Source organism: Streptomyces sp. NPDC002867, from assembly GCF_053591895.1.
This window is the reverse complement of record NZ_JBSFUR010000072.1, coordinates 1-20,836: the sequence shown is the minus strand read 5'-3', so window position 1 is coordinate 20,836 and position 20,836 is coordinate 1. Positions and strand designations below refer to the sequence as shown.

Genomic DNA, 20,836 nt, shown 5'->3' with positions numbered 1-20,836 from the left:
ATTCCCCCCTCCCCCACCCCCCCCTCCTGCCGATCTGGCCGGGGGGGCGCCCCCCGGTTACGGGAAGGGGCGGGGTGGGGAAAGGCGCCCCGCGCAGCGGGCCCGCCCCCGCGCGGGGCCGGGGCCGCGCGCCTCCGCACGGCCGATAGCATGCCGTCAGCAGTGACACCCACCCGCGAGGAGGCGCCCCCGCATGGCCGGAGAACCGCAGGCGGACTGCCTGTTCTGCAAGATCGCCTCAGGGGAGGTCCCCGCCACCATCGTGCGCGAGACCGCGACCACCGTCGCCTTCCGGGACATCAACCCCCAGGCCCCCACCCACGTCCTGGTCATCCCCAGGGCCCACTACCGCGACGCCGCCACCCTCGCCTCCGCCGCGCCGGAGCTCGCCGCCGACGTGCTGCGGGAGGCCGGTGAGGTCGCCGCCGACGAGAAGGCCGACGCGACCGGCTACCGCGTCGTCTTCAACACCGGCTCCGGTGCGGGGCAGACCGTCTTCCACGCCCACGCCCACGTGCTCGGCGGCCGCGGTCTCGAGTGGCCCCCCGGGTAGGGGCGGGGCAGCGCAGTGTCCGTACGTGAACTGGTGGTGCTCGGCACCGCCAGCCAGGTCCCGACCCGGCACCGCAACCACAACGGCTATCTGCTGCGCTGGGACGGCGAGGGCATCCTCTTCGACCCCGGCGAGGGCACCCAGCGGCAGATGCTGCGCGCCGGCGTGTCCGCGCACGACATCGACCGGATCTGCGTCACGCACTTCCACGGCGACCACTCCCTGGGCCTGGCCGGGGTGATCCAGCGGATCAACCTCGACCAGGTCCCGCACCCGGTCGTCGCCCACTACCCCGCGAGCGGGCAGCGCTTCTTCGACCGGCTGCGGTACGCGACGGCCTACCGCGAGACCGTGCCGCTCGTCGAGACGCCCGTCGCCGCCGACGGCGTCCTCGCACGGGCGGGCGCGTACACCCTGGAGGCGTACCGGCTGTCCCACCCCGTCGAGTCCTACGGTTACCGGCTCGTCGAGCCGGACGGCCGCCGGATAGTGCCCGAGCGGCTCGCCGCGCACGGCATCAAGGGCCCGGACGTCGGCAGGCTCCAGCGCGACGGGGCGTTCGGCGGCGTCACGCTGGACGACGTCAGCGAGGTCCGCCGCGGGCAGCGGTTCGCCTTCGTCATGGACACCCGGCTCTGCGACGGCGTCCACGCCCTCGCCGAGGGCTGCGACATGCTGGTCATCGAGTCCACGTTCCTCGACGAGGACGTGCGGCTGGCCACCGAGCACGGTCACCTGACCGCAGGTCAGGCCGGCCGGGTCGCCCAGGAGGCGGGCGTACGGCACCTCGTCCTCACGCACTTCTCGCAGCGCTACACGGACGCCGCCGACACCTTCGAGCGCCAGGCCCGCGCCGCCGGGTTCGAGGGCGAGGTGACCGTCGCCCGGGACCTGTGGCGCATCCCCGTGCCCAAGCGCTCCTGAAGGCGCTGCGGCCTAGAATTGGGTCATGCCCCTCCCCAAGGCCGAACTGCACCTTCACATCGAAGGCACCCTGGAGCCGGAGCTCGTCTTCGCCCTCGCCGCGCGCAACGGCGTCGAACTCCCCTTCGCGGACACCGCCGAGCTGCGGAACGCCTACGACTTCAAGGACCTCCAGTCGTTCCTCGACCTGTACTACGGGCTGATGGCCGTGCTGCGCACCGAGGACGACTACGCCGAGCTGGCGGACGCCTATCTCGCGCGCGCCGCCGACCAGGGCGTACGCCACGCGGAGATCTTCTTCGACCCGCAGGCGCACACCGCCCGAGGTGTCCCGATCGGCACGGTGATCGAGGGCCTCGGACGGGCGCTGGACGGAGCCCGCGACCGGCACGGCGTCTCCACGCGCCTGATCATGTGCTTCCTGCGCGACGAGCCGGCCGAGTCCGCGCTGGCGACGCTGCGGGAGGCGGAGCCGTATCTGCGCCGGATCACGGGCGTCGGTCTCGACTCGGCGGAGGTCGGGCATCCGCCGTCGAAGTTCCGGGAGGTCTACGAGGCGGCGGCCGCCCTCGGGCTGCGCCGGGTCGCGCACGCGGGGGAGGAGGGCCCGGCGGCGTACGTCCGCGAGGCGCTGGACGTCCTCGGCGTCGAGCGGATCGACCACGGGCTGCGCTCCATGGAGGACCCCGACCTGGTGGCGCGGCTGGTGCGCGAGCGGGTGCCGCTGACGCTGTGCCCGCTGTCCAACGTCCGGCTGCGGGCCGTCGACACGCTCGCGGACCATCCGCTGCCCAGGATGATGGCCGCCGGCCTGATGTGCACGGTCAACTCCGACGACCCCGCCTACTTCGGGGGCTACGCCGGCGACAACTTCCGTGCGGTGCGCGAGGCGTTGCCGCTCGGCGACGAGGAGTTGCGCGAACTGGCCCGCAACTCGTTCCTGGCGTCGTTCCTCGACGACGAGGAGGAGTTGCGGGCCCGGTATCTGGCGGAGGTGGAGGCCTACGACTTCGAGCGCGGCTGACGAGCCGTCAGCGGCTCGCCGCCGGTCCCGTCCAGTCCGCCGGGACACGGGCGACACGGACCCGCTGCGGATGGTCGCCGACGGCCACGGTCGCGACCTTCCGGCCGGTCGCGAAGTCGATCGCGGTGACGGCGTCCGCGCCGCTCTCCGAGATGACGCACGACCTGCCGTCGCCGCTCACCGTGGCCCAGTACGGCTTCGATGCCGGCACCGGCGGGCTCTCCCGGAGTGTGGCGCGGTCGACGATCGTCGCGTAGTCGTCCATCGTCCCGGCGACGCAGAGCCTGTCGCCCCGGGGGCTCATCGACATGCCGTGGTGGCGTGAGTCGTTGACCCAGGTGGTGCGGTCCTCGCTGGTCGCCGGGTTCTTCGGCAGTTCCTTCACGCGGGTGACCTTGTCGGCGGCGACGTCGTACTCGACGAAGCCGTTGAAGAACGACACCTGGAAGTACAGCCGGGACTCGTCCGGCGTGAACGCGACGGGACGGACCGCGTCGGACAGGTCCCGGCGGCCGAAGGCGTCCAGGCGCTGACGCATGTCGATCACCTCGACCTGCTGAAACGTCCGCGCGTCGACGACGGTGATCCGGCGGTCGCCCTTCGTCCAGTCCAGCCAGGGCGCGTCGAGCGCGGTGGTGACCTCGCCGATCGACATGTTCCACAGATACCTGCCGCCGTCGGTGAAGACGTTCTCGTGCGGCTTGTCACCGGTCGCGAACGAGCCGACCTGTCGACCGGTGGTGATGTCGAGGACGTGCACGGTGTTGGACGTCGACGCGGAGACGGCGACGCGGGCGCCGTCGGGGGAGACCGCCATGTGGTCGGCGCGGAAACCGGACACCGGGAAACGCCAGTTGAGCCTGCCGGTGGCGAGGTCGATGGAGACGACGTCGGCGAAGCTCGGCCGGGAGACGACCATGGCCCTGCCGTCCGGCGTCGCGTACATGTCGTCGACGAACTGGTCGTGCCCCTCGCCGGGGCCCTGCCGGACGCCGAGGAAGAAGGCGAGCCTGACGGGGTCGCGGTGGATCTCCCGCAGCCGCTCCTCCTTGTCCGGGACGACGTTCACCCGGCCGATCCGCCCGAAATCCCCCTCGGCCTCGATGACATCGGCGGTGCCGTCCCAGTTGTTGCCGACGAACATGACCTCGCGCAGGGCGACCCCGCCGGCCGCCTGCTGCGTGCCCGTCGTACCCGTCGTGCCCTCCGCGTGGGCCGGGAGCGCGGCGCCGGCCGCGAGGGCCAAGGCGGCGGCGATCGCGCCTGCGGTCCGCCTGGTGCGGGACAGGGACATGGTCCTTCCTTCCGGGCAGGCGGCCGGTCCGAGCACCGGGCGCAGTCTGAAAACAAGCGCATTCAGATCGGGGTACTGGAAAGTAACGAGTGGTGGGAGACTCCACAAGACTGTGGACACGACAAAATGAGCCAGGTCTACGAGGGAGGGTCATTGGCGGGCAGACTCAAGGCCCCGAGGGGCCGTTACGGGGGCAGGTCGGCCGAGGAGCGGCAGGCCGAACGGCGGCAGCGGTTCCTCGACGCGGGCCTGCGGCTGTTCGGCGACAGCCTCGGCTACCGGGCGACGACGGTCGCGGCGCTCAGTGAGGCGGCGGGCCTGTCGACCCGGCAGTTCTACGAGGAGTTCCGCACGCTGGAGGACGTGCTCGCGGCGCTCCATCTCCAGGTCAACGACTGGGCCGAGGAGGCGGCGCTGGCCGCGCTCGCGCAGGCGGAGGGTCTGGCGCTGGCGGAGCGGGCGACGGCGGTCTTCCGGGCGTACGCGGCGAACGTGACCGGTGATCCGCGGCGTATCCGCATCACCTTCACCGAGATCGTCGGAGTGAGCCCGGCGATGGAACGCCAGCGGCTGGCCCGCCGCGCCCGCTGGGTGGACTTCATCTGCGCCGAGGCGGCGCGGGCGGTGCAGCGGGGCGAGGCCGAGCCGCGTGACTACCGGATCGCCGCGGCGGCGTTCATCGGCAGCGTCAACGGCCTGCTGCACGACTGGACCGCCGGATGGGTGGACGCGACGCTCGACGAACTGGTCGACGAACTGGTGCGGATGCTGCTGGGCATTCTGCGTCCCATGCCGCCGCTCTGACGTCGTTGTTCACTTATCTGGACATCGCGCCGGTAAGTCGGCGCCATTGACCGCCTTGTTCGCGTATCTAATCTCTGTTCTCATGCGTGTACGCCATTTTCATGGGGAGACAGCATGGGTCGGGATCTGACCATCGCCGACGTGCGGCTCACATCGATCCTGGTGGCCGACCCGCCGCTCCTCAACACCCAGGGCGTGCACCAGCCGTACACCCCGCGGCTGATCGTCGAGATCGTCACCGCGGACGGTGTGAGCGGCGTCGGGGAGACGTACGGGACACCGCGTACCTCGCCCTCGCACGGCCGTTGGCCGAGGCGCTGGCCGGCAGCCGGGTCTGTGACGTCAACGCGCTGCCCGCCCTCGCCGCGCGCGTCTGCGGCAACCTGCCCGAGGCGACCGGCGCGGACGCCGTCGACGCGGGAGGGCTGCGCGGCGCGCAGACCGCCGGAAAGCTCCGCCTCTCCGTCGTCTCCGCCTTCGAGGTCGCCTGCCTCGACGCCCTCGGCAAGGCGCTCGGACTGCCCGTGCACGCGCTGCTCGGCGGCAAGGTGCGCGGCGAAGTGGACTACAGCGCCTACCTCTTCTACCGCTGGGCCGGGGACCCCGGCGGCGCGGGCGAGCCCGACGACTGGGCGCCGCCCTCGATCCGGCCGGCATCGTCGCCCAGGCGCGCCGCCTTGTCCGCGAGCACGGCTTCACGTCGTTCAAGCTCAAGGGCGGGGTCTTCCCGCCCGATCAGGAGGTCGCCGCGATCCGCGCCCTGGCCGACGCCTTCCCCGGCCGCCCGCTGCGGCTCGACCCCAACGGCGCCTGGTCCGTGGAGACATCCCTGAAGGTCGCCGGAGAGCTCGACGGCGTCCTCGAGTACCTGGAGGACCCGACCGGCTCGACGGCGGGCATGGCCGAGGTCGCCGCGGGCACGGGCATGCCGCTCGCCACCAACATGTGCGTCACCCGCTTCGCCGAGATCCCCGAGGCCTTCCGCCGGGGCGCGGTACAGGTCGTCCTCTCCGACCACCACTACTGGGGCGGGCTGCTCGCCACCCGTGAACTGGCCGCCGTCTGCCGGACCTTCGGGGTCGGCCTGTCGATGCACTCCAACACCCACCTGGGCATCAGCCTCGCCGCGATGACGCATGTCGCGGCCGTCGTCCCGAACCTCGACCACGCCTGCGACAGCCACTACCCGTGGCAGACGGAGGACGTGATCACCGAGCGGCACGTCTTCGAGGACGGCCGGCTCGCGGTGAGCGATCTGCCCCGCCTCGGCGTGGAACTCGACCGCGACCGGCTCGCCCGGCTGCACCGGCGGTGGCTGGACGACGACGGCTCGCTGCGCGACCGCGACGACGCGGCGGCCATGCGGGCCGCAGAGCCGGACTGGTCGCCGGGCCGCTGGTAGCCGCCACCGGCGGCCGGGGGCTCGGGCCGACCGGGCGCGGCTGCCGGGGCCGGCGAAGCCCCCGCCCCAGGGACGTGAACCACGTCCCCCGGGGACGTCAACGCGCCGCGTCGTTTCGGGCAGACTGGCCTGATACCTGCACCACGTACTCGGAGCGCGCACCGTGACCCTTCGCGACGGACAGCACTTGTACACGGCGGCCGGCCTGGACCCCCTGGCCGCCCTGCGCACGCCTGCCGATCCGCCTTGCGACGTCTACCTCACGGGCAGCGTCTTCCTCGACATCATCTTCACCGGCCTCGACTCCGCACCTGTCCGGGGCACCGAGTCCTGGGCGAGCGGCATGGGCTCCAGCCCCGGCGGCGTCGCCAACATGGCCACCGCACTCGCCCGTCTCGGGCTGCGGACGTCACTGGCCGCGGCCTTCGGCGACGACCACTACGGCGAGTACTGCTGGGACGCGCTGGAACAGGGCGAGGGCATCGACCTCACGCTGTCCCGCACCGTCCCCGGCTGGCACTCGCCCGTCACCGTCTCCATGGCCTACGAGGGCGAGCGCACCATGGTGTCCCACGGACACGAGGCGCCGCCGGCCGAGTCCGCCCCGGAATGCCCGCCGCCCGCGCGCGCGGCGATCGCCTCCCTCGCCCCCGACCGCGCCGAGTGGATCGCCCAGGCCGCCCGCAAGGGCACCCGGGTCTTCGCGGACGTCGGCTGGGACGAGAGCGGCCGCTGGGACCCGGCCGACCTCGCCGACCTGGAGCACTGCGAGGCGTTCCTGCCCAACGCCGACGAGGCGATGCGGTACACCCGCACCGAGTGCCCGCTCGCCGCCGCCCACGCCCTGTCCGAGCACGTCCGGCTCGCGGTCGTCACGCTGGGTGCCGAGGGCGCGTACGCCGTGGACGGCGCGACCGGCGAGAGCGCGCAGGTCCCGGCCATCGAGGTGGAGGCGCTGGACCCGACCGGCGCGGGCGACGTGTTCGTGGCGGGCTTCGTCACGGGCACCCTCGCCGGCTGGCCGCTCGCCGACCGTCTCGCCTTCGCCGGGCTCACCGCGGCGCTGTCGGTGCAGGAGTTCGGCGGATCGCTGTCCGCGCCGGGCTGGTCGGAGATCGCGGCCTGGTGGCAGTCGGTGCAGGGTCTCCCGGACCAGAACCCCGCCGCGCTGCGCCGCTACGCCTTCCTGGAGGACCTGCTGCCGGCCGCGGCCCGGCCGTGGCCGCTGCGCCGGGCGGTCCCCACGATCGGCTTCGGCCGCAACGGCTGAGCACGGTCCGGCCCCGTTCCCGGCCCGCTCCGGGCGGAAAAGCCCTCGGTCCTGTCAGTGACAGGTCGTACCCTGGATGGTCCAGAGGTTGTCGAGCAGCGAGAACCCTGCAACGGGAGGTATGTGCAGGCCACAGAGCCGGCCCATGACTCAGACACCCACAGCCCAGACCCCAGCGCCGGGCCAGGCGCGAGCCCACTTCACCGTCCCCGCCAAGCATCCGATGGTGACGGTCCTCGGCTCTGGCGACGCCCTGCTGCGCGTGATCGAGAAGGCCTTCCCGGCGGCGGACATCCATGTCCGCGGCAATGAGATCAGCGCGGTCGGTGACGCCACGGAAGTCGCTCTGATCCAGCGCCTGTTCGACGAGATGATGCTCGTGCTCCGCACCGGGCAGCCGATGACGGAGGACGCAGTGGAACGCTCCATCGCCATGCTCAAGGAGGAGACCGGGGGCAAGGCCGTCGAGACGCCTTCGGAAGTACTCACCCAGAACATCCTCTCCAGCCGCGGCCGCACCATCCGCCCCAAGACGCTGAACCAGAAGCGGTACGTCGACGCGATCGACAAGCACACGGTCGTGTTCGGCATCGGCCCCGCGGGCACGGGCAAGACGTACCTCGCCATGGCCAAGGCCGTGCAGGCGCTGCAGTCCAAGCAGGTCAACCGCATCATCCTGACCCGGCCCGCCGTCGAGGCCGGTGAGCGCCTCGGCTTCCTGCCCGGCACGCTGTACGAGAAGATCGACCCGTATCTGCGCCCGCTCTACGACGCGCTGCACGACATGCTCGACCCCGACTCGATCCCGCGCCTGATGGCCGCGGGCACCATCGAGGTCGCGCCCCTCGCGTACATGCGCGGCCGCACGCTCAACGACGCGTTCATCATCCTCGACGAGGCCCAGAACACGAACCCCGAGCAGATGAAGATGTTCCTCACACGGCTCGGATTCGACTCCAAGATCGTGATCACCGGTGACGTGACGCAGGTCGACCTGCCGGGCGGCACCAAGAGCGGTCTGCGTCAGGTCCGGGACATCCTGGACGGGGTCGACGACGTGCACTTCTCGTTGCTCACGTCGCAGGATGTCGTACGGCACAAGCTGGTCGGCCGTATCGTCGACGCGTACGAGCAGTACGACAGCCGCAACGGGAAGTAGAACAGCCGCACCATGTCGATCGACGTCAACAACGAGTCCGGAACCGAGGTCGACGAGCAGGCGATCCTCGACGTCGCCCGCTACGCGCTCGCGCGGATGCGTATCCACCCGCTCTCCGAGCTCTCGGTGATCGTCGTGGACGCCGAGGCCATGGAGCAGCTGCACATCCAGTGGATGGACCTGCCGGGCCCGACCGATGTCATGTCCTTCCCCATGGACGAGCTGCGTCCGCCGGCCAAGGACGAGGAGGAGCCCCCGCAGGGGCTCCTCGGTGACATCGTGCTCTGCCCCGAGGTCGCCAAGAAGCAGGGCGAGGACGCACCGACGCAGCACTCCATGGACGAGGAGCTCCAGCTCCTCACCGTCCACGGGGTGCTGCACCTGCTCGGATACGACCACGAGGAGCCGGACGAGAAGGCGGAGATGTTCGGGCTGCAGGCCGCGATCGTCGACGGCTGGCGGGCGGAGAAGGGCCTGACCGGCCCGTCCCCGGCGCCGACCGTCTCATGACCGGCCAACTGCTCGCGGGCGCCGTCGCGCTGGTCGTCGTCGCCTGGCTCGCCGCCTGCGCGGAAGCCGGACTCGCCCGGGTCTCCAGTTTCCGCGCCGCCGAGGCCGTACGGTCGGGGCGGCGCGGCGCCGCCAAGCTGGAGCAGGTCGCCGCCGACCCCACCCGCTATCTCAACGTCGCCCTGCTCGTGCGGGTCGCCTGCGAGATGGCGGCCGGCGTGCTCGTCACGTACGTGTGCCTGGAGGAGTTCGAGGAGACCTGGTCGGCGCTGCTCGTCGCCATCGCCGTGATGGTGCTCGTCAGTTACGTCGCCGTCGGCGTCTCCCCGCGCACCATCGGGCGCCAGCACCCGCTCAACACCGCGACCGCCGCGGCCTACGTCCTGCTGCCGCTGGCCCGGGTCATGGGCCCCGTCCCGCAGCTGCTGATCCTCATTGGCAACGCGATGACCCCCGGAAAGGGCTTCCGCAAGGGCCCGTTCGCCTCCGAGGCCGAGCTGCGGGCCCTGGTCGACCTCGCCGAGCAGGAGTCGCTGATCGAGGACGACGAGCGCCGGATGGTGCACTCCGTCTTCGAACTCGGCGACACCCTGGTCCGCGAGGTGATGGTCCCGCGCACCGACCTCGTGTCCATCGAGCGGTTCAAGACCGTGCGGCAGGCGCTGACTCTGGCGCTGCGCTCGGGCTTCTCCCGCATCCCCGTCACCGGGGACAACGAGGACGACATCGTCGGCGTCGTCTACCTCAAGGACCTGGTCCGCAAGACGCACATCAACCGCGACGCGGAGGCCGACCCGGTGTCCACGGCGATGCGGCCCGCGATGTTCGTCCCGGACACGAAGAACGCGGGCGACCTGCTGCGCGAGATGCAGCAGAAGCGCAACCACGTCGCCGTCGTCATCGACGAGTACGGCGGTACGGCGGGCATCGTCACGATCGAGGACATCCTGGAGGAGATCGTCGGCGAGATCACCGACGAGTACGACCGCGAGGCGCCGCCGGTCGAGGAGCTCGGCGACGGCCGCTTCCGGGTCACCGCGCGCCTCGACATCGGCGACCTCGGCGAGTTGTACGGCCTCGGGGCCGACGAGCTCGACGACGAGGACGTCGAGACCGTCGGCGGTCTGCTCGCCAAGGCACTGGGCCGCGTACCGATCGCGGGCGCGCGTGCGGTGGTGGACCTGCCGGACGGCCGCGCCCTGCGGCTGACCGCCGAGTCGCCGGCGGGCCGCCGGAACAAGATCGTCACGGTGCTGTCGGAGCCGGCGGAACAGCCGGCGGAGAAGGGGGCGGCGGGATGAAGGCGCAGGACTTGCGGGCGTTCTGCCTCGGGTTCAACGCGGCGGTGGAGGAGTTCCCGTTCGGTCCCGAGACGTCGGTGTTCAAGGTGCTGGGGAAGATGTTCGCCCTCAGTGCGCTGGATGCGGAGCCGCTGACGGTCAACCTCAAGTGCGAGCCGGACCTGGCGGTCCAGCTGCGCGCGGAGCACGCGGCGATCGTGCCGGGGTGGCACATGAACAAGCGCCACTGGAACACGGTGACGGTGGGAGGGCTCCCGGACCGGATGGTCCGGGAGCTGATCGAGGACTCCTACGACCTGGTGGTGGCGGGCCTGCCCCGATCGGAACGCCTCCGCCTGGACCGCGCCTAGCGGGCCCGCCCTGCGGGCGGGGGCGGCGCGCCTGCGGCCCCCGGCGGGGCGAGGGGGCGGGCCCTGGCGGGCCCCTGCGTCTCGATCTCCTCCTACGGTCCGGCGGGCGTGGGTTGAGGGTCTCCCGGCGAAGCCAGTTGCGACGGCGGACACGGCCGCGAAACTGTTGTGGCTGGCGAGCCCGGAGGGCCGGCGCGGGGCGATGTATCCAGTGGCGGGATGCCCTCCGGTTCTGTGTATGGTCTGTGCGTCAAAGGGGAGGGGGGAAGCTCCCCGCGAGCTGTTTTCACCAGGGGAGATGACGCAATGCGTACCCGTATCCGCCGTAGCGCCGCCGCCGTTGTGACCGCTTCCGCTCTGTGTCTCGCGGGCACCGCCTGCGGCGCGGAGGACGACAAGAAGCCGAGCGCTTCCGCGGACAAGAGCGGCGAGAAGCAGGACGGCGCGAGCACGCCGGCCGTGAAGCCGTTCACCGCCGAGCAGTTGAAGGCCGCCACGCTGGTGGCCGGCGACCTGCCCGACGGCTGGAAGGCGACCAAGACGCCTTCTTCCGACGACCCGGCGCCGAAGGCCGACAAGCCGGAGTGCCAGCCGATAGCGAACCTGCTCGCCGACGACGTCGAGGGCGCCACCATGGGCGAGCCGGCCGACTTCGAGACCGCGGGCAGCGAGAAGGCCCTCAGCCAGGCCGTCTTCACCCTCGAGGGCACCGGCGCCGCCGACTTCACCAAGGCCCTCGGCACCGCGTTGGACGCGTGTCCGCAGCTGACGTTCACGCAGGACGGCGAGAAGAATGACGTCAAGATCGAGAAGGTGGCGGCCGGGAAGGTCGCCGAGGACTCCCAGACGTTCTCGATGACGATGAAGCTCCCGGGCCTCGGCGTGGACTACAAGGTGTACCTGCTGGTCGCCTCGCAGGGCACGGCTGTCTCCCGCGCCGCGTTCATCCCGGGTGAGGACCCGGCTGCGGTGAAGGCGTTCGACGGCCTCGTCAAGGTCATCGGCGACAAGCTCGTCAAGGCCGCCCAGGGCTGACGTCGGTGCGCACTCGGGGCCGATCTATGCTCGGGAGCATGACGCAGAGCACCGACCTCGGCCCCGAGGACCGCAAGATCATCACGCTGGCCCGCAGTGCCCGGGCCCGCAACGGTGTGCCCGAGGGTGCCGCCGTGCGCGACGAGACCGGGCGGACGTACGTCGCCGGGACCGTGGCGCTGGACTCGCTGAACCTCAGCGCCCTGCAGACCGCGGTCGCGATGGCCGTGGCGTCCGGCGCGAAGTCCCTGGAGGCCGCGGCCGTCGTCTCCGAGGCGGACGCCGCGTCCGACGCGGACCGCGCCGCCGTACGGGACCTGGGCGGCGCGTCCACCCCCGTGCTGCTGGCCGGGCCCGACGGCGAGCTGAAGTCCTCGGTCACGGCGGGCTGAACGGCCCGTTCCCGGCCCGTTCGTACGGCGTCACCCCTCCGGGGCGGCGCCGTCGCGCGTCCCCGGCGGGCGAGCGCGTACCTGGGAGCACCTGGCATCAGGGACAATGGGCGCCATGAGCGCTCGTACCCAGTCCTCCGAAGCCCCCCACAGGGCCGGCTTCGCCTGCTTCGTCGGCCGCCCGAACGCGGGCAAGTCCACTCTGACGAACGCTCTGGTCGGCCAGAAGGTGGCCATCACCTCCAACCGGCCGCAGACCACCCGGCACACGGTGCGGGGCATCGTGCACCGCCCCGAGGCGCAGCTGATCCTGGTGGACACCCCCGGCCTGCACAAGCCGCGCACCCTGCTCGGCGAGCGGCTCAACGACGTGGTGCGCACGACCTGGGCCGAGGTCGACGTCATCGGTTTCTGCCTGCCCGCCAACGAGAAGCTCGGCCCCGGCGACCGGTTCATCGCCAAGGAGCTCGCCGGGATCAGGAAGACCCCGAAGGTCGCGATCGTCACCAAGACCGACCTCGTCGACTCCAAGACGCTCGCCGAGCAGCTCATCGCGATCGACCGGCTCGGCAAGGAGCTGGGCATCGAGTGGGCCGAGATCGTCCCGGTCTCGGCCGTCGGGGACAAGCAGGTGCAGCTGGTCGCCGACCTGCTGATCCCGCTGCTGCCCGAGAGCCCGGCGCTCTACCCGGAGGGCGACCTCACGGACGAGCCGGAGCAGGTGATGGTCGCGGAGCTGATCCGCGAGGCCGCGCTGGAGGGTGTGCGCGACGAGCTGCCCCACTCGATCGCCGTCGTCGTCGAGGAGATGCTCCCGCGCGAGGACCGCCCTGCGGACCGCCCGCTGCTGGACATCCACGCGAACGTCTACATCGAGCGGCCCAGCCAGAAGGGCATCATCATCGGCCCGAAGGGCAAGCGCCTGAAGGAAGTGGGCATCAAGTCCCGCAAGCACATCGAGGCGCTCCTGGGAACGCCGGTCTTTCTCGACCTCCATGTGAAGGTCGCCAAGGACTGGCAGCGCGACCCGAAGCAGCTCCGCAAGCTCGGATTCTGACCCCGGACCCGATTCCGGCGGAGCCGGAGGCCGACGCGGCCGTCCGAAGCCGGTGAGGCCCCTCGGGGCCGAGGCGTGCGAGGGCGGCCATCGGAGCGGGGTCCCGAAGCAGCTCCGCACGCTCGGATTCCGGCCCCGGGGCCTCCGCGCGGCGTGCCCATGATCCCCGTTCCGCTCTGTATAACGCTGTCATCCTCCATAACAGCGTTACCCTGCTGCCGTGTCCACCGCAGATTCCGTCCCGGGTCCCGCCTCCCCGCCCGGCTCCGTCCGCCGCCGGCTCCTCGACGAGGCCGCCCGTGTCCTCGCCGAGCAAGGGCCCGCCGCGCTCAGCGCCCGCCGCCTCGTCAAGGCGGTCGGAGCCTCGACCATGGCCGTCTACACCCACTTCGGCTCCATGCCGAACCTGGTCCGCGAGGTGATGCGGGAGGGGTTCGAGCGCTTCCGCGCCCGGGCGCTGGCCGTGCCGCAGGGGGAGGACCCGGTCGCGACGATCGCCGCGCTGTGCCGCTGCTACCAGGACTTCGCGCGCGACGAGCCGCACGTCTACGCGGTGCTGTTCGGCGGCTCGACGCTGGCCGGTTTCGAGCTGGACGACGACGACCGCCGCATGGGCGTGTCCGTCCTGCGCTTCCCCCGCGACGCGATCCGCCGCAGCGTGGACAGCGGCCGCTTCCGGGCGGGCGCGGACGCGGACCTGCTGGTGCGCCAGCTCTTCGCGCAGATGCACGGGATCGCCCAGCTGGCCCGTGCGGGGTACATCATGGGCGGCTACACGGCCGACGACGTCCTGACCGGCGTGCTCGTCGACTTCGCCGTCGCGGCGGGCGACGAGCCGGAGCGCGCCGCCCGCTCGGTGACCGCCGGCCTCCGGACGACCGGCGTCACGAACCTTCCTTGAGCACCAGCGAGATCAGGTCCCGCTGGGCCTCGGACAGCCGCGGATCGGAGCAGTACACCGTCCGCCCGTCGACCGTGATCTGGTAGCTGAACCCGTCGGGCACCCCGACGGGGGGCGTGTCCCGGCCGTCGGCCATCGCGCGCTCGGCCAGGCCCCGCACCTCGCCCGCGTCGTCGCGCCCGTCGGTCTCCACCTCGGCGAGCCGCTCGATCCCCGCGAACCCGCCCGTACGCCTTACCTGGATACGCATGGCAACCGTTCTAGTACGGATCGTGCGCGGGCGACAGCGGGACGGCACCCGGCCGCCCGCCCCTCCGCGCCCTCCGGCTCACCCGGCGGTCCCGACCCCGACCTGCGACCAGGCCTTCAGCACCGCCTCGAGCTCCTCGCCAGCGCCGAACCGGTCACGGGCGGCCGCGACCGTCAACCGGGCGAAACTGGCGAAGTCCGCGTCCACGCTCAGGTCGCCGCCGGTCAGCACGTCGAACCAGATCTGCCCCGCCCGCTCCCAGGCCCGGCCGCCCAGGCGGGTGGCGAGGAGGTGGAAGGCGTGGTTGGGGATGCCCGAGTTGATGTGGACACCGCCGTTGTCGCGGCCGGTGCGGACGTAGTCCGCCATCGTCGCGGGCTGCGGGTCCCTGCCGAGCACGTCGTCGTCGTACGCGGTCCCCGGCGCCTTCAGCGAGCGCAGCGCGACCCCGCTGACCCGCGGCGCCAGCAGGCCCGCGCCGATCAGCCAGTCCGCCTCGTCGGCCGTCTGCCCGAGGGAGTACTGCTTGACGAGCGAGCCGATCACGTCCGACACGGACTCGTTGAGGGCGCCCGGCTGGCCGAAGTAGCTGAGGTTCGCCGTGTACTGGGTCAGGCCGTGGGCCAGCTCGTGCGCGATGACGTCGACCGCGACGGTGAAGTCGAGGAAGATCTCCCCGTCCCCGTCGCCGAACACCATCTGCTCGCCGTTCCAGAAGGCGTTGCCGTACTTCTCGTCGTAGTGGACGGTCGCGTCCAGCGGCAGGCCCTCGCCGTCGACGGAGTCGCGCCTGTAGGCGGTCCGCAGCAGCTCGAAGGTGGCGCCCAGGCCCGCGTAGGCGCGGTTGGCGGCGGCGTCGGCCACCGGCTCGTCACCCTCGCCCCGCACCTTGGCGCCCGGCAGCACGGTGCCGTTCTGCGCGTCGTAGAGCGTGCGGCGCGGGCCCTCGGCATCGCCGGGAGCCGGCCGGGCGGCCGGGCCGAGAACGGTGGTCAGCCGCCGGGCGGTGCGCTGTGCGGCGTCCGCCTGCAGCGTGCGGCGGGCCGGGTCGGAGAGGGCGGGATCGCCCGACCGGGCGAGCCTGTCGAGGATGTGCGGCGGCACGATGCCGCAGAAGACCGGGGTGGGAATGTCCATGTCCGGCAATGTGGCAGTGTGTGCGGGGACTGTCACGGGATGCGACAGCGGTTAATGAAATGGAGTGATAGGACACATTTGACCGTTACTGATCGGTCGTCCCGCATACTGAAACGGGACGCACGCTCCCGCCGAGGCTCGGTTAGTCTTCTTCGCATCATGCGTTTCGGGCTGCTTCTCCTTAGCTGCCGCGGCGAGGGCCTGTAGTCGTAGGCCGACCCCCTCCCCGCGGAGTCTGGTGCTGCTTCGACACAGTCGGCCGTCCCTTTGATGGACCCGAGGAGCCCTACGCAATGTCTCAGTCGCAGTGGACCGGCCGCCCCACCCCGATCACCAACACGACGCACACGCAGAAGCCGTCCGGGATGCCGATCCACAAATACGGCCGCTACGAAGCCGTCGACATCCCCGACCGCACCTGGCCCGAGCAGCGGATCACCAAGGCGCCGCGCTGGCTGTCCACCGATCTGCGCGACGGCAACCAGGCGCTGATCGATCCCATGAGCCCCGCCCGCAAGCGCGAGATGTTCGACCTGCTGGTACGCATGGGCTACAAGGAGATCGAGGTCGGCTTCCCCTCCTCGGGCGAGACGGACTTCGCCTTCGTGCGCTCCATCATCGAAGAGGGCGCGATCCCCGACGACGTCACCATCTCGGTGCTGACGCAGGCCCGTGAGGACCTGATCGAGCGGACCGTCGAGTCGCTGGTCGGCGCCAAGCGCGCCACCGTCCACCTGTACAACGCGACGGCTCCCACGTTCCGCCGCGTCGTCTTCCGGGGCTCCAAGGACGACATCAAGCAGATCGCCGTCGACGGCACCCGCCTGGTCATGGAGTACGCGGAGAAGCTGCTGGGCCCGGAGACAGCCTTCGGCTACCAGTACAGCCCCGAGATCTTCACCGACACCGAGCTGGACTTCGCCCTGGAGGTCTGCGAGGCGGTCTGCGACGTGTGGCAGCCCGGCCCCGGCCGCGAGATCATCCTCAACCTGCCCGCCACCGTGGAGCGTTCGACGCCGTCCACGCACGCCGACCGGTTCGAGTGGATGTCGCGCAACCTGACCCGGCGCGAGTACGTCTGCCTGTCCGTCCACCCGCACAACGACCGCGGGACCGCCGTCGCCGCCGCCGAGCTGGCCATCATGGCCGGCGCCGACCGCATCGAGGGCTGCCTGTTCGGCCAGGGCGAGCGCACCGGCAACGTCGACCTGGTCACCCTGGGCATGAACCTGTTCTCGCAGGGCGTCGACCCGCAGATCGACTTCTCGCAGATCGACGAGATCCGCCGCACCAGTGAGTACTGCAACCAGATGGAGATCCACCCGCGCCACCCCTACGCGGGCGACCTGGTCTACACCGCCTTCTCCGGCTCCCACCAGGACGCCATCAAGAAGGGCTTCGACGCGATGGAGGCCGACGCGGCCGCCGCCGGGAAGACCGTCGACGAGATCGAGTGGGCCGTGCCGTACCTGCCGATCGACCCCAAGGACGTCGGCCGCTCCTACGAGGCCGTCATCCGCGTCAACTCGCAGTCCGGCAAGGGCGGCATCGCCTACGTCCTGAAGAACGACCACAAGCTGGACCTGCCGCGCCGGATGCAGATCGAGTTCTCCCGGATCATCCAGGCCAAGACCGACACGGAGGGCGGCGAGGTCACCCCGGCCGCGATCTGGTCCGTCTTCCAGGACGAGTACCTGCCGAACCCGGACAATCCGTGGGGACGCATCCAGATCCGCTCCGGCCAGACCACCACCGACAAGGACGGCGTCGACACCCTGACCGTCGAGGCGGTCGTCGACGGCGCCGAGACGGTGCTGGCCGGCTCCGGCAACGGTCCGATCTCCGCGTTCTTCGAGGCGCTGAACGCCATCGGCGTCGACGTACGCCTGCTGGACTACCAGGAGCACACCATGAGCGAGGGCGCGTCCGCGCAGGCCGCCTCGTACATCGAGTGCGCCATCGACGGAAAGGTGCTGTGGGGCATCGGCATCGACGCCAACACCACCCGCGCCTCCCTGAAGGCCGTCGTCTCCGCCGTCAACCGCGCGGCCCGCTAGTCAGCCCAGCAATCGGTCGCATCGCCGGGCGTGCTCGCATCCGAGTACGTCCGGCGATTTTGCGCCGTTGTGCGCCCGATTGGGCATCGAGCGGATCCGGCCATGTCCGCTCGTACTCCGGTCGGGGTGCTGACGCCGCCTCAATCGTGTGGCTAACATCACGTCCACGCGGCAGCGTTGCCGCAGGGGGCACCGCCCGTGCCCGAAGGGCTACGGGGAAATGACGGAGGTGCGACGTGCTGCCAGCCCGAGGAATGTTCGGCCGGAAACTGCGGGTCTGCGGCATTCAGAGGGTGTGCGGCATTCATACGTCGTGGAGCACCGTCGGCGACGGGGAGTTCTTCTGCCCCGGCTGCGGAGGCGACCGGAACTACCGCCGCCGCACCGGCCGCCGCCGCTTCACGTTCCTCGGAGTGCCCCTGCTGCGCCGCGGTCTCGCCGGTCCCGTCGTCGAATGCGCCGCCTGTCACTCCCGCTTCGGCCCCGACGCCCTGGACCACCCGACCACCAGCCGGTTCTCGGCCATGCTCCGGGACGCCGTGCACACCGTGGCCCTCGCCGTCCTCGCCTCCGGCGGCACCTCCTCCCGCTCCGTGCGCGAGACCGCCGTGCACACGGTCCGCGCCGCCGGGCTCGCCGACTGCACCGAGGACCAGCTGACCTCCCTCGTCGAGGCGCTCGCCGCCGACACCGGTCGCTTCGTCGCCGACACCACCCCTTACGGCGCGGCCCTCGCCATCGAACTGCACGAGGCGCTGGAACCGCTCGCCCCCCATCTCGCCCCCGCCGGGCGGGAGTCGATCCTGCTGCAGGGCGCCCGTATCGCCCTCGCCGACGGCCCCTACACGCCGGCCGAGCGCGAGGTGCTGACCACCGTCGGCGCGGCACTGCAGCTCGGCGAGGACGACACCACGCGCCTGCTGGAAACGGCCCGCGCGCCCTTCTAGGTCCTCTCTTCCGGATCAGGCCGGGCTCGCGTCGCCCAGGTCCTGGCGAACCCCTTCGGCCGTACTCCCCGGGGAGTAACCACGGGACCGGGCCGACCACGGCAGTAGCCCGCATCTCGCCCCCGCGCGCGACGAAAGCGCCCCCGGCCGCCGGGAGTCTGGTGACGCATCCAGCCACCGGACCCGTGACGAAGGGGAGGCACCCATGGGGGCCGTACGGAGCGCAACCGAACCACCGCAGGTGAAGCCGCCCGCGCGCCACCGGGCCGTGCCCTGGGGGATCGTCCTGCTCTGGGTGGCGGTCGTCGCCCTCGCCGGCCCGTTCGCGGGCAAGCTGGGTGACGTCCAGCGCGACAACATCGTCGACTACCTGCCGGCGAGCGCCGACTCCACGCAGGTCGCGAAGATCCAGCAGGCCCTGCCCGGCGGCGAGTCCACCGACCTCGTCGTCGTCTTCCACCGCGACGGCGGGCTGACGGACGCCGACCGTGCCGACGCGCAGCGTCGGCTCGACCGGATCGCGGACGCCCACCCGCTCGCCGGCGGCCCGCCCCGGGGCGTGCCCTCGCAGGACGGCAGCACGCTGATGTTCCCGGTGTCCAGCAACGGACCCGGGACCGACAACGAGGCGCGCGCCGCGTTCGTCGAGGACGTGCGCGAACGGCTCGGTGACGGCTCCGGGGTGAGCGGGGGCAGAGAGGGCCTCACCGTCGAGGTGGGCGGGTCCGGCGCCCTGCAGACCGATATGGAGGCCGTCTTCGAGACCATCGACGGCACCCTCATGATCGCCACGGTGAGCGTGGTCGCCGTCCTGCTGATCCTCACCTACCGCAGCCCGTTCCTGTGGCTCGTGCCCCTGGCCGTCGTCGGCGTCGCCGCGCTCACCTCGCGGGCCGTGATCTACGGATGGGTCCAGGGCTTCGACCTCACCGTCACCAGCCAGAGCGGCGGCATCATGACCGTCCTCGTCTTCGGCGCCGGCACCGACTACGCGCTCCTGCTCGTCGCCCGCTACCGCGAGGAACTGCGCCGCGTCCAGCGGCCGTACGACGCCATGCTCGCCGCCCTGCGCGGCTGCGGACCCGCCGTCCTCGCCTCCTCCGGCACGGTCGCCGCCGGACTGCTCTGCCTGCTGGCCGCCGACCTCAACAGCGCGAGGGGGCTCGGGCCGGTCGGCGCGGTCGGCGTCGTCTGCGCGCTGGCCGCCATGCTCACCCTGCTCCCGGCCGTCCTGGTGCTCCTCGGCCGCCGCGTGTTCTGGCCGCTCGTGCCCGGGTACGGCTCCGAGCTCAAGCAGCGCCGCTCGCTGTTCACCGCGATGGGCGGCTCCGCAGGGCGCAGGCCCGGACTCGTCCTCGGCTCAGGTGTCGTCCTGCTCTGTGCGCTCGCCCTCGGTGTGCTCGGCCTGCCGGGCAGCCTGAGCCAGGAGGACAGCTTCACCGACCGGCCCGAGTCCGTCTCCGCGATGCGCACCCTCGCCGACGCCTATCCCGAGCGCAGCGCCCAGCCCATCAGCGTCGTGGCGCCGGCGGACCGCGCCGACCAGGTGCTCGCCGAGGCCCGCGCCACCGACGGCGTCGCCGCCGCCGAGGCCGGGCGCACCGGCGACGGCTGGACCGAGATCGCCGTCTTCGCGAAGGACGGGCCGGACACCGCCGGGGAGAGGGCCACCATCGAGGCGCTGCGTGCCGGGCTCGACGGCAGCCACGTCGGCGGGCCCAGCGCCCAGCAGCGCGATCTCGAGGAGACCAACACCCGTGACAGCCTCATGATCATCCCCCTGGTACTCGTCGCGGTCCTGCTCGTCCTGATCGCCCTGCTGCGCAGCCTCGTCGCCCCGCTGATCCTCATCGCCGCCGTCGTCGCCGTGTGGGGAGCGGCGCTGGGGCTCGGCGGTCTCGTCTTCGAAGGGCTCTTCGGCTTCGACGGCATGGACCCCGGACTGCCGTTGCTCTCCTTCGTGTTCCTCGTGGCGCTGGGCGTCGACTACGGGATCTTCCTGATGCACCGGATGCGCGAGGAGGCCCTGTCGGGCGCCGACCCGGCCACGGCGGCGCTGACGGCGCTGCGCACCACGGGCGGGGTGATCGCGTCGGCGGGCCTCGTGCTGGCGGCGACGTTCGCGGTGCTGATGAACCTGCCGCTGGTGGCGCTGGTCGAGATGGGCTTCGTGGTGGCGGTGGGAGTGCTGCTGGACACGTTCCTGGTGCGGACGTATCTGGTGACGTCGGCGAGTGTGCTGCTGGGGCGGCGGGTGTGGTGGCCGGGGGCGCTGAGCCGGCGACCGGGCGTCGTGCCGATGGCGCCGGAGGCGCCGCAACCGGCAGGCCGGCTGTAAGGACCCCACCCCGCCCCTTCCCGAACCGGGGCAAGCCCCGGACCCCGTACCGCGCTTCGCGCGGTGTCCTCAAGCGCCGGACGGGCTGGATTTCGCTGCGCGAAATCAGCCCCGCCGGCGCTTGAGGCGCT

19 protein-coding genes and 2 pseudogenes are annotated in these 20,836 nt (G+C 71.7%); 18 read left to right on the top strand and 3 right to left on the bottom strand.

All coding sequences use genetic code 11. The annotated features are described in order from the left end of the window. Positions 1-193 precede the first annotated feature (193 nt). From ACWD0A_RS32955 to ACWD0A_RS32945, 3 genes are read left to right on the top strand one after another with little or no spacing between them, the layout of a single operon-like run. Positions 194-553, top strand: coding sequence for a histidine triad nucleotide-binding protein (locus ACWD0A_RS32955; RefSeq protein WP_177152426.1), 360 nt, complete (start codon positions 194-196; stop codon positions 551-553). Positions 554-568: 15 nt separating this feature from the next. Further along, the gene (locus ACWD0A_RS32950; RefSeq protein WP_451304130.1) at positions 569-1,477 is read left to right on the top strand and encodes a ribonuclease Z; all 909 of its coding nucleotides are present in this window, start codon (positions 569-571) and stop codon (positions 1,475-1,477) included. Between the two features lie 25 nt (positions 1,478-1,502). Further along, positions 1,503-2,501 carry an adenosine deaminase gene (locus ACWD0A_RS32945; RefSeq protein ID WP_451304128.1) on the top strand — a complete coding sequence of 333 codons (999 nt, stop codon included), beginning with the start codon at positions 1,503-1,505 and terminating at the stop codon, positions 2,499-2,501. A 7-nt stretch (positions 2,502-2,508) separates the two neighbouring features. On the opposite strand, the gene ACWD0A_RS32940 is transcribed toward ACWD0A_RS32945, so the two are convergent. Beyond that, complete coding sequence (locus ACWD0A_RS32940) at positions 2,509-3,795, bottom strand: YncE family protein (RefSeq protein ID WP_451304126.1); 1,287 nt, start codon at positions 3,793-3,795, stop codon at positions 2,509-2,511. Positions 3,796-3,948: 153 nt separating this feature from the next. Here ACWD0A_RS32940 and ACWD0A_RS32935 point away from each other — a divergent pair, with 153 nt between their 5' ends. The 12 genes and pseudogenes from ACWD0A_RS32935 to ACWD0A_RS32880 all read left to right on the top strand — a co-directional run bounded on the left by ACWD0A_RS32935 (position 3,949) and on the right by ACWD0A_RS32880 (position 13,976). After that, positions 3,949-4,599: a TetR/AcrR family transcriptional regulator gene (locus tag ACWD0A_RS32935; protein ID WP_451304124.1), complete on the top strand. Its 651-nt coding sequence runs from the start codon at positions 3,949-3,951 to the stop codon at positions 4,597-4,599. A 114-nt stretch (positions 4,600-4,713) separates the two neighbouring features. After that, positions 4,714-6,001: pseudogene (locus tag ACWD0A_RS32930) on the top strand (glucarate dehydratase family protein). Between the two features lie 163 nt (positions 6,002-6,164). Then, positions 6,165-7,271, top strand: a complete 1,107-nt coding sequence (locus tag ACWD0A_RS32925; RefSeq protein ID WP_451304122.1) for a carbohydrate kinase family protein — start codon at positions 6,165-6,167, stop codon at positions 7,269-7,271. A 145-nt stretch (positions 7,272-7,416) separates the two neighbouring features. Then, positions 7,417-8,430: a PhoH family protein gene (locus ACWD0A_RS32920; RefSeq protein ID WP_177152432.1), complete on the top strand. Its 1,014-nt coding sequence runs from the start codon at positions 7,417-7,419 to the stop codon at positions 8,428-8,430. A 12-nt stretch (positions 8,431-8,442) separates the two neighbouring features. After that, the gene (gene ybeY, locus ACWD0A_RS32915; protein WP_307715563.1) at positions 8,443-8,940 is read left to right on the top strand and encodes an rRNA maturation RNase YbeY; all 498 of its coding nucleotides are present in this window, start codon (positions 8,443-8,445) and stop codon (positions 8,938-8,940) included. Next, a complete protein-coding gene (locus ACWD0A_RS32910) occupies positions 8,937-10,241 on the top strand; it encodes a hemolysin family protein (protein WP_451304119.1) in 1,305 nt (434 codons plus the stop codon). The genes ybeY and ACWD0A_RS32910 overlap by 4 nt, the downstream gene beginning before the upstream one ends. Continuing rightward, the gene (locus tag ACWD0A_RS32905; protein ID WP_451304117.1) at positions 10,238-10,591 is read left to right on the top strand and encodes an MmcQ/YjbR family DNA-binding protein; all 354 of its coding nucleotides are present in this window, start codon (positions 10,238-10,240) and stop codon (positions 10,589-10,591) included. The genes ACWD0A_RS32910 and ACWD0A_RS32905 overlap by 4 nt, the downstream gene beginning before the upstream one ends. 133 nt (positions 10,592-10,724) lie before the next feature. After that, positions 10,725-10,811, top strand: a pseudogene (locus ACWD0A_RS32900) (XRE family transcriptional regulator); the annotation flags it as partial. Between the two features lie 86 nt (positions 10,812-10,897). After that, entirely contained in the window at positions 10,898-11,626 is a 729-nt protein-coding gene (locus ACWD0A_RS32895; protein ID WP_451304115.1) for a hypothetical protein, read from the top strand. Positions 11,627-11,664: 38 nt separating this feature from the next. After that, entirely contained in the window at positions 11,665-12,018 is a 354-nt protein-coding gene (locus ACWD0A_RS32890; RefSeq protein ID WP_451304113.1) for a cytidine deaminase, read from the top strand. Positions 12,019-12,124: 106 nt separating this feature from the next. Further along, on the top strand, positions 12,125-13,075 hold the full coding sequence (gene era, locus ACWD0A_RS32885; protein WP_451304111.1) for a GTPase Era: 951 nt from the start codon (positions 12,125-12,127) through the stop codon (positions 13,073-13,075). A gap of 220 nt (positions 13,076-13,295) precedes the next feature. Further along, positions 13,296-13,976 carry a TetR/AcrR family transcriptional regulator gene (locus ACWD0A_RS32880; protein ID WP_451304109.1) on the top strand — a complete coding sequence of 227 codons (681 nt, stop codon included), beginning with the start codon at positions 13,296-13,298 and terminating at the stop codon, positions 13,974-13,976. Here the strand turns inward: ACWD0A_RS32880 and ACWD0A_RS32875 are convergent. Both ACWD0A_RS32875 and ACWD0A_RS32870 read right to left on the bottom strand, forming a co-directional pair. Further along, positions 13,960-14,226, bottom strand: a complete 267-nt coding sequence (locus ACWD0A_RS32875; RefSeq protein WP_451304107.1) for a protealysin inhibitor emfourin — start codon at positions 14,224-14,226, stop codon at positions 13,960-13,962. The two genes, ACWD0A_RS32880 and ACWD0A_RS32875, sit on opposite strands and share 17 nt — an antisense overlap. Before the next feature lie 78 nt (positions 14,227-14,304). Next, on the bottom strand, positions 14,305-15,363 hold the full coding sequence (locus ACWD0A_RS32870; RefSeq protein ID WP_451304105.1) for a M4 family metallopeptidase: 1,059 nt from the start codon (positions 15,361-15,363) through the stop codon (positions 14,305-14,307). A 293-nt stretch (positions 15,364-15,656) separates the two neighbouring features. On the opposite strand from ACWD0A_RS32870, the gene leuA reads away from it, so the two are divergent. From leuA to ACWD0A_RS32855, 3 genes are all read left to right on the top strand, one after another. Further along, entirely contained in the window at positions 15,657-17,420 is a 1,764-nt protein-coding gene (gene leuA, locus ACWD0A_RS32865; protein ID WP_451304103.1) for a 2-isopropylmalate synthase, read from the top strand. Between the two features lie 236 nt (positions 17,421-17,656). Beyond that, a complete protein-coding gene (locus ACWD0A_RS32860; RefSeq protein ID WP_451304101.1) occupies positions 17,657-18,367 on the top strand; it encodes a tellurite resistance TerB family protein in 711 nt (236 codons plus the stop codon). Between the two features lie 205 nt (positions 18,368-18,572). Continuing rightward, positions 18,573-20,705 (top strand): MMPL family transporter, encoded by a 2,133-nt coding sequence (locus ACWD0A_RS32855; RefSeq protein ID WP_451304099.1) that lies wholly within the window; start codon positions 18,573-18,575, stop codon positions 20,703-20,705. The last annotated feature ends 131 nt before the right edge of the window (positions 20,706-20,836 follow it).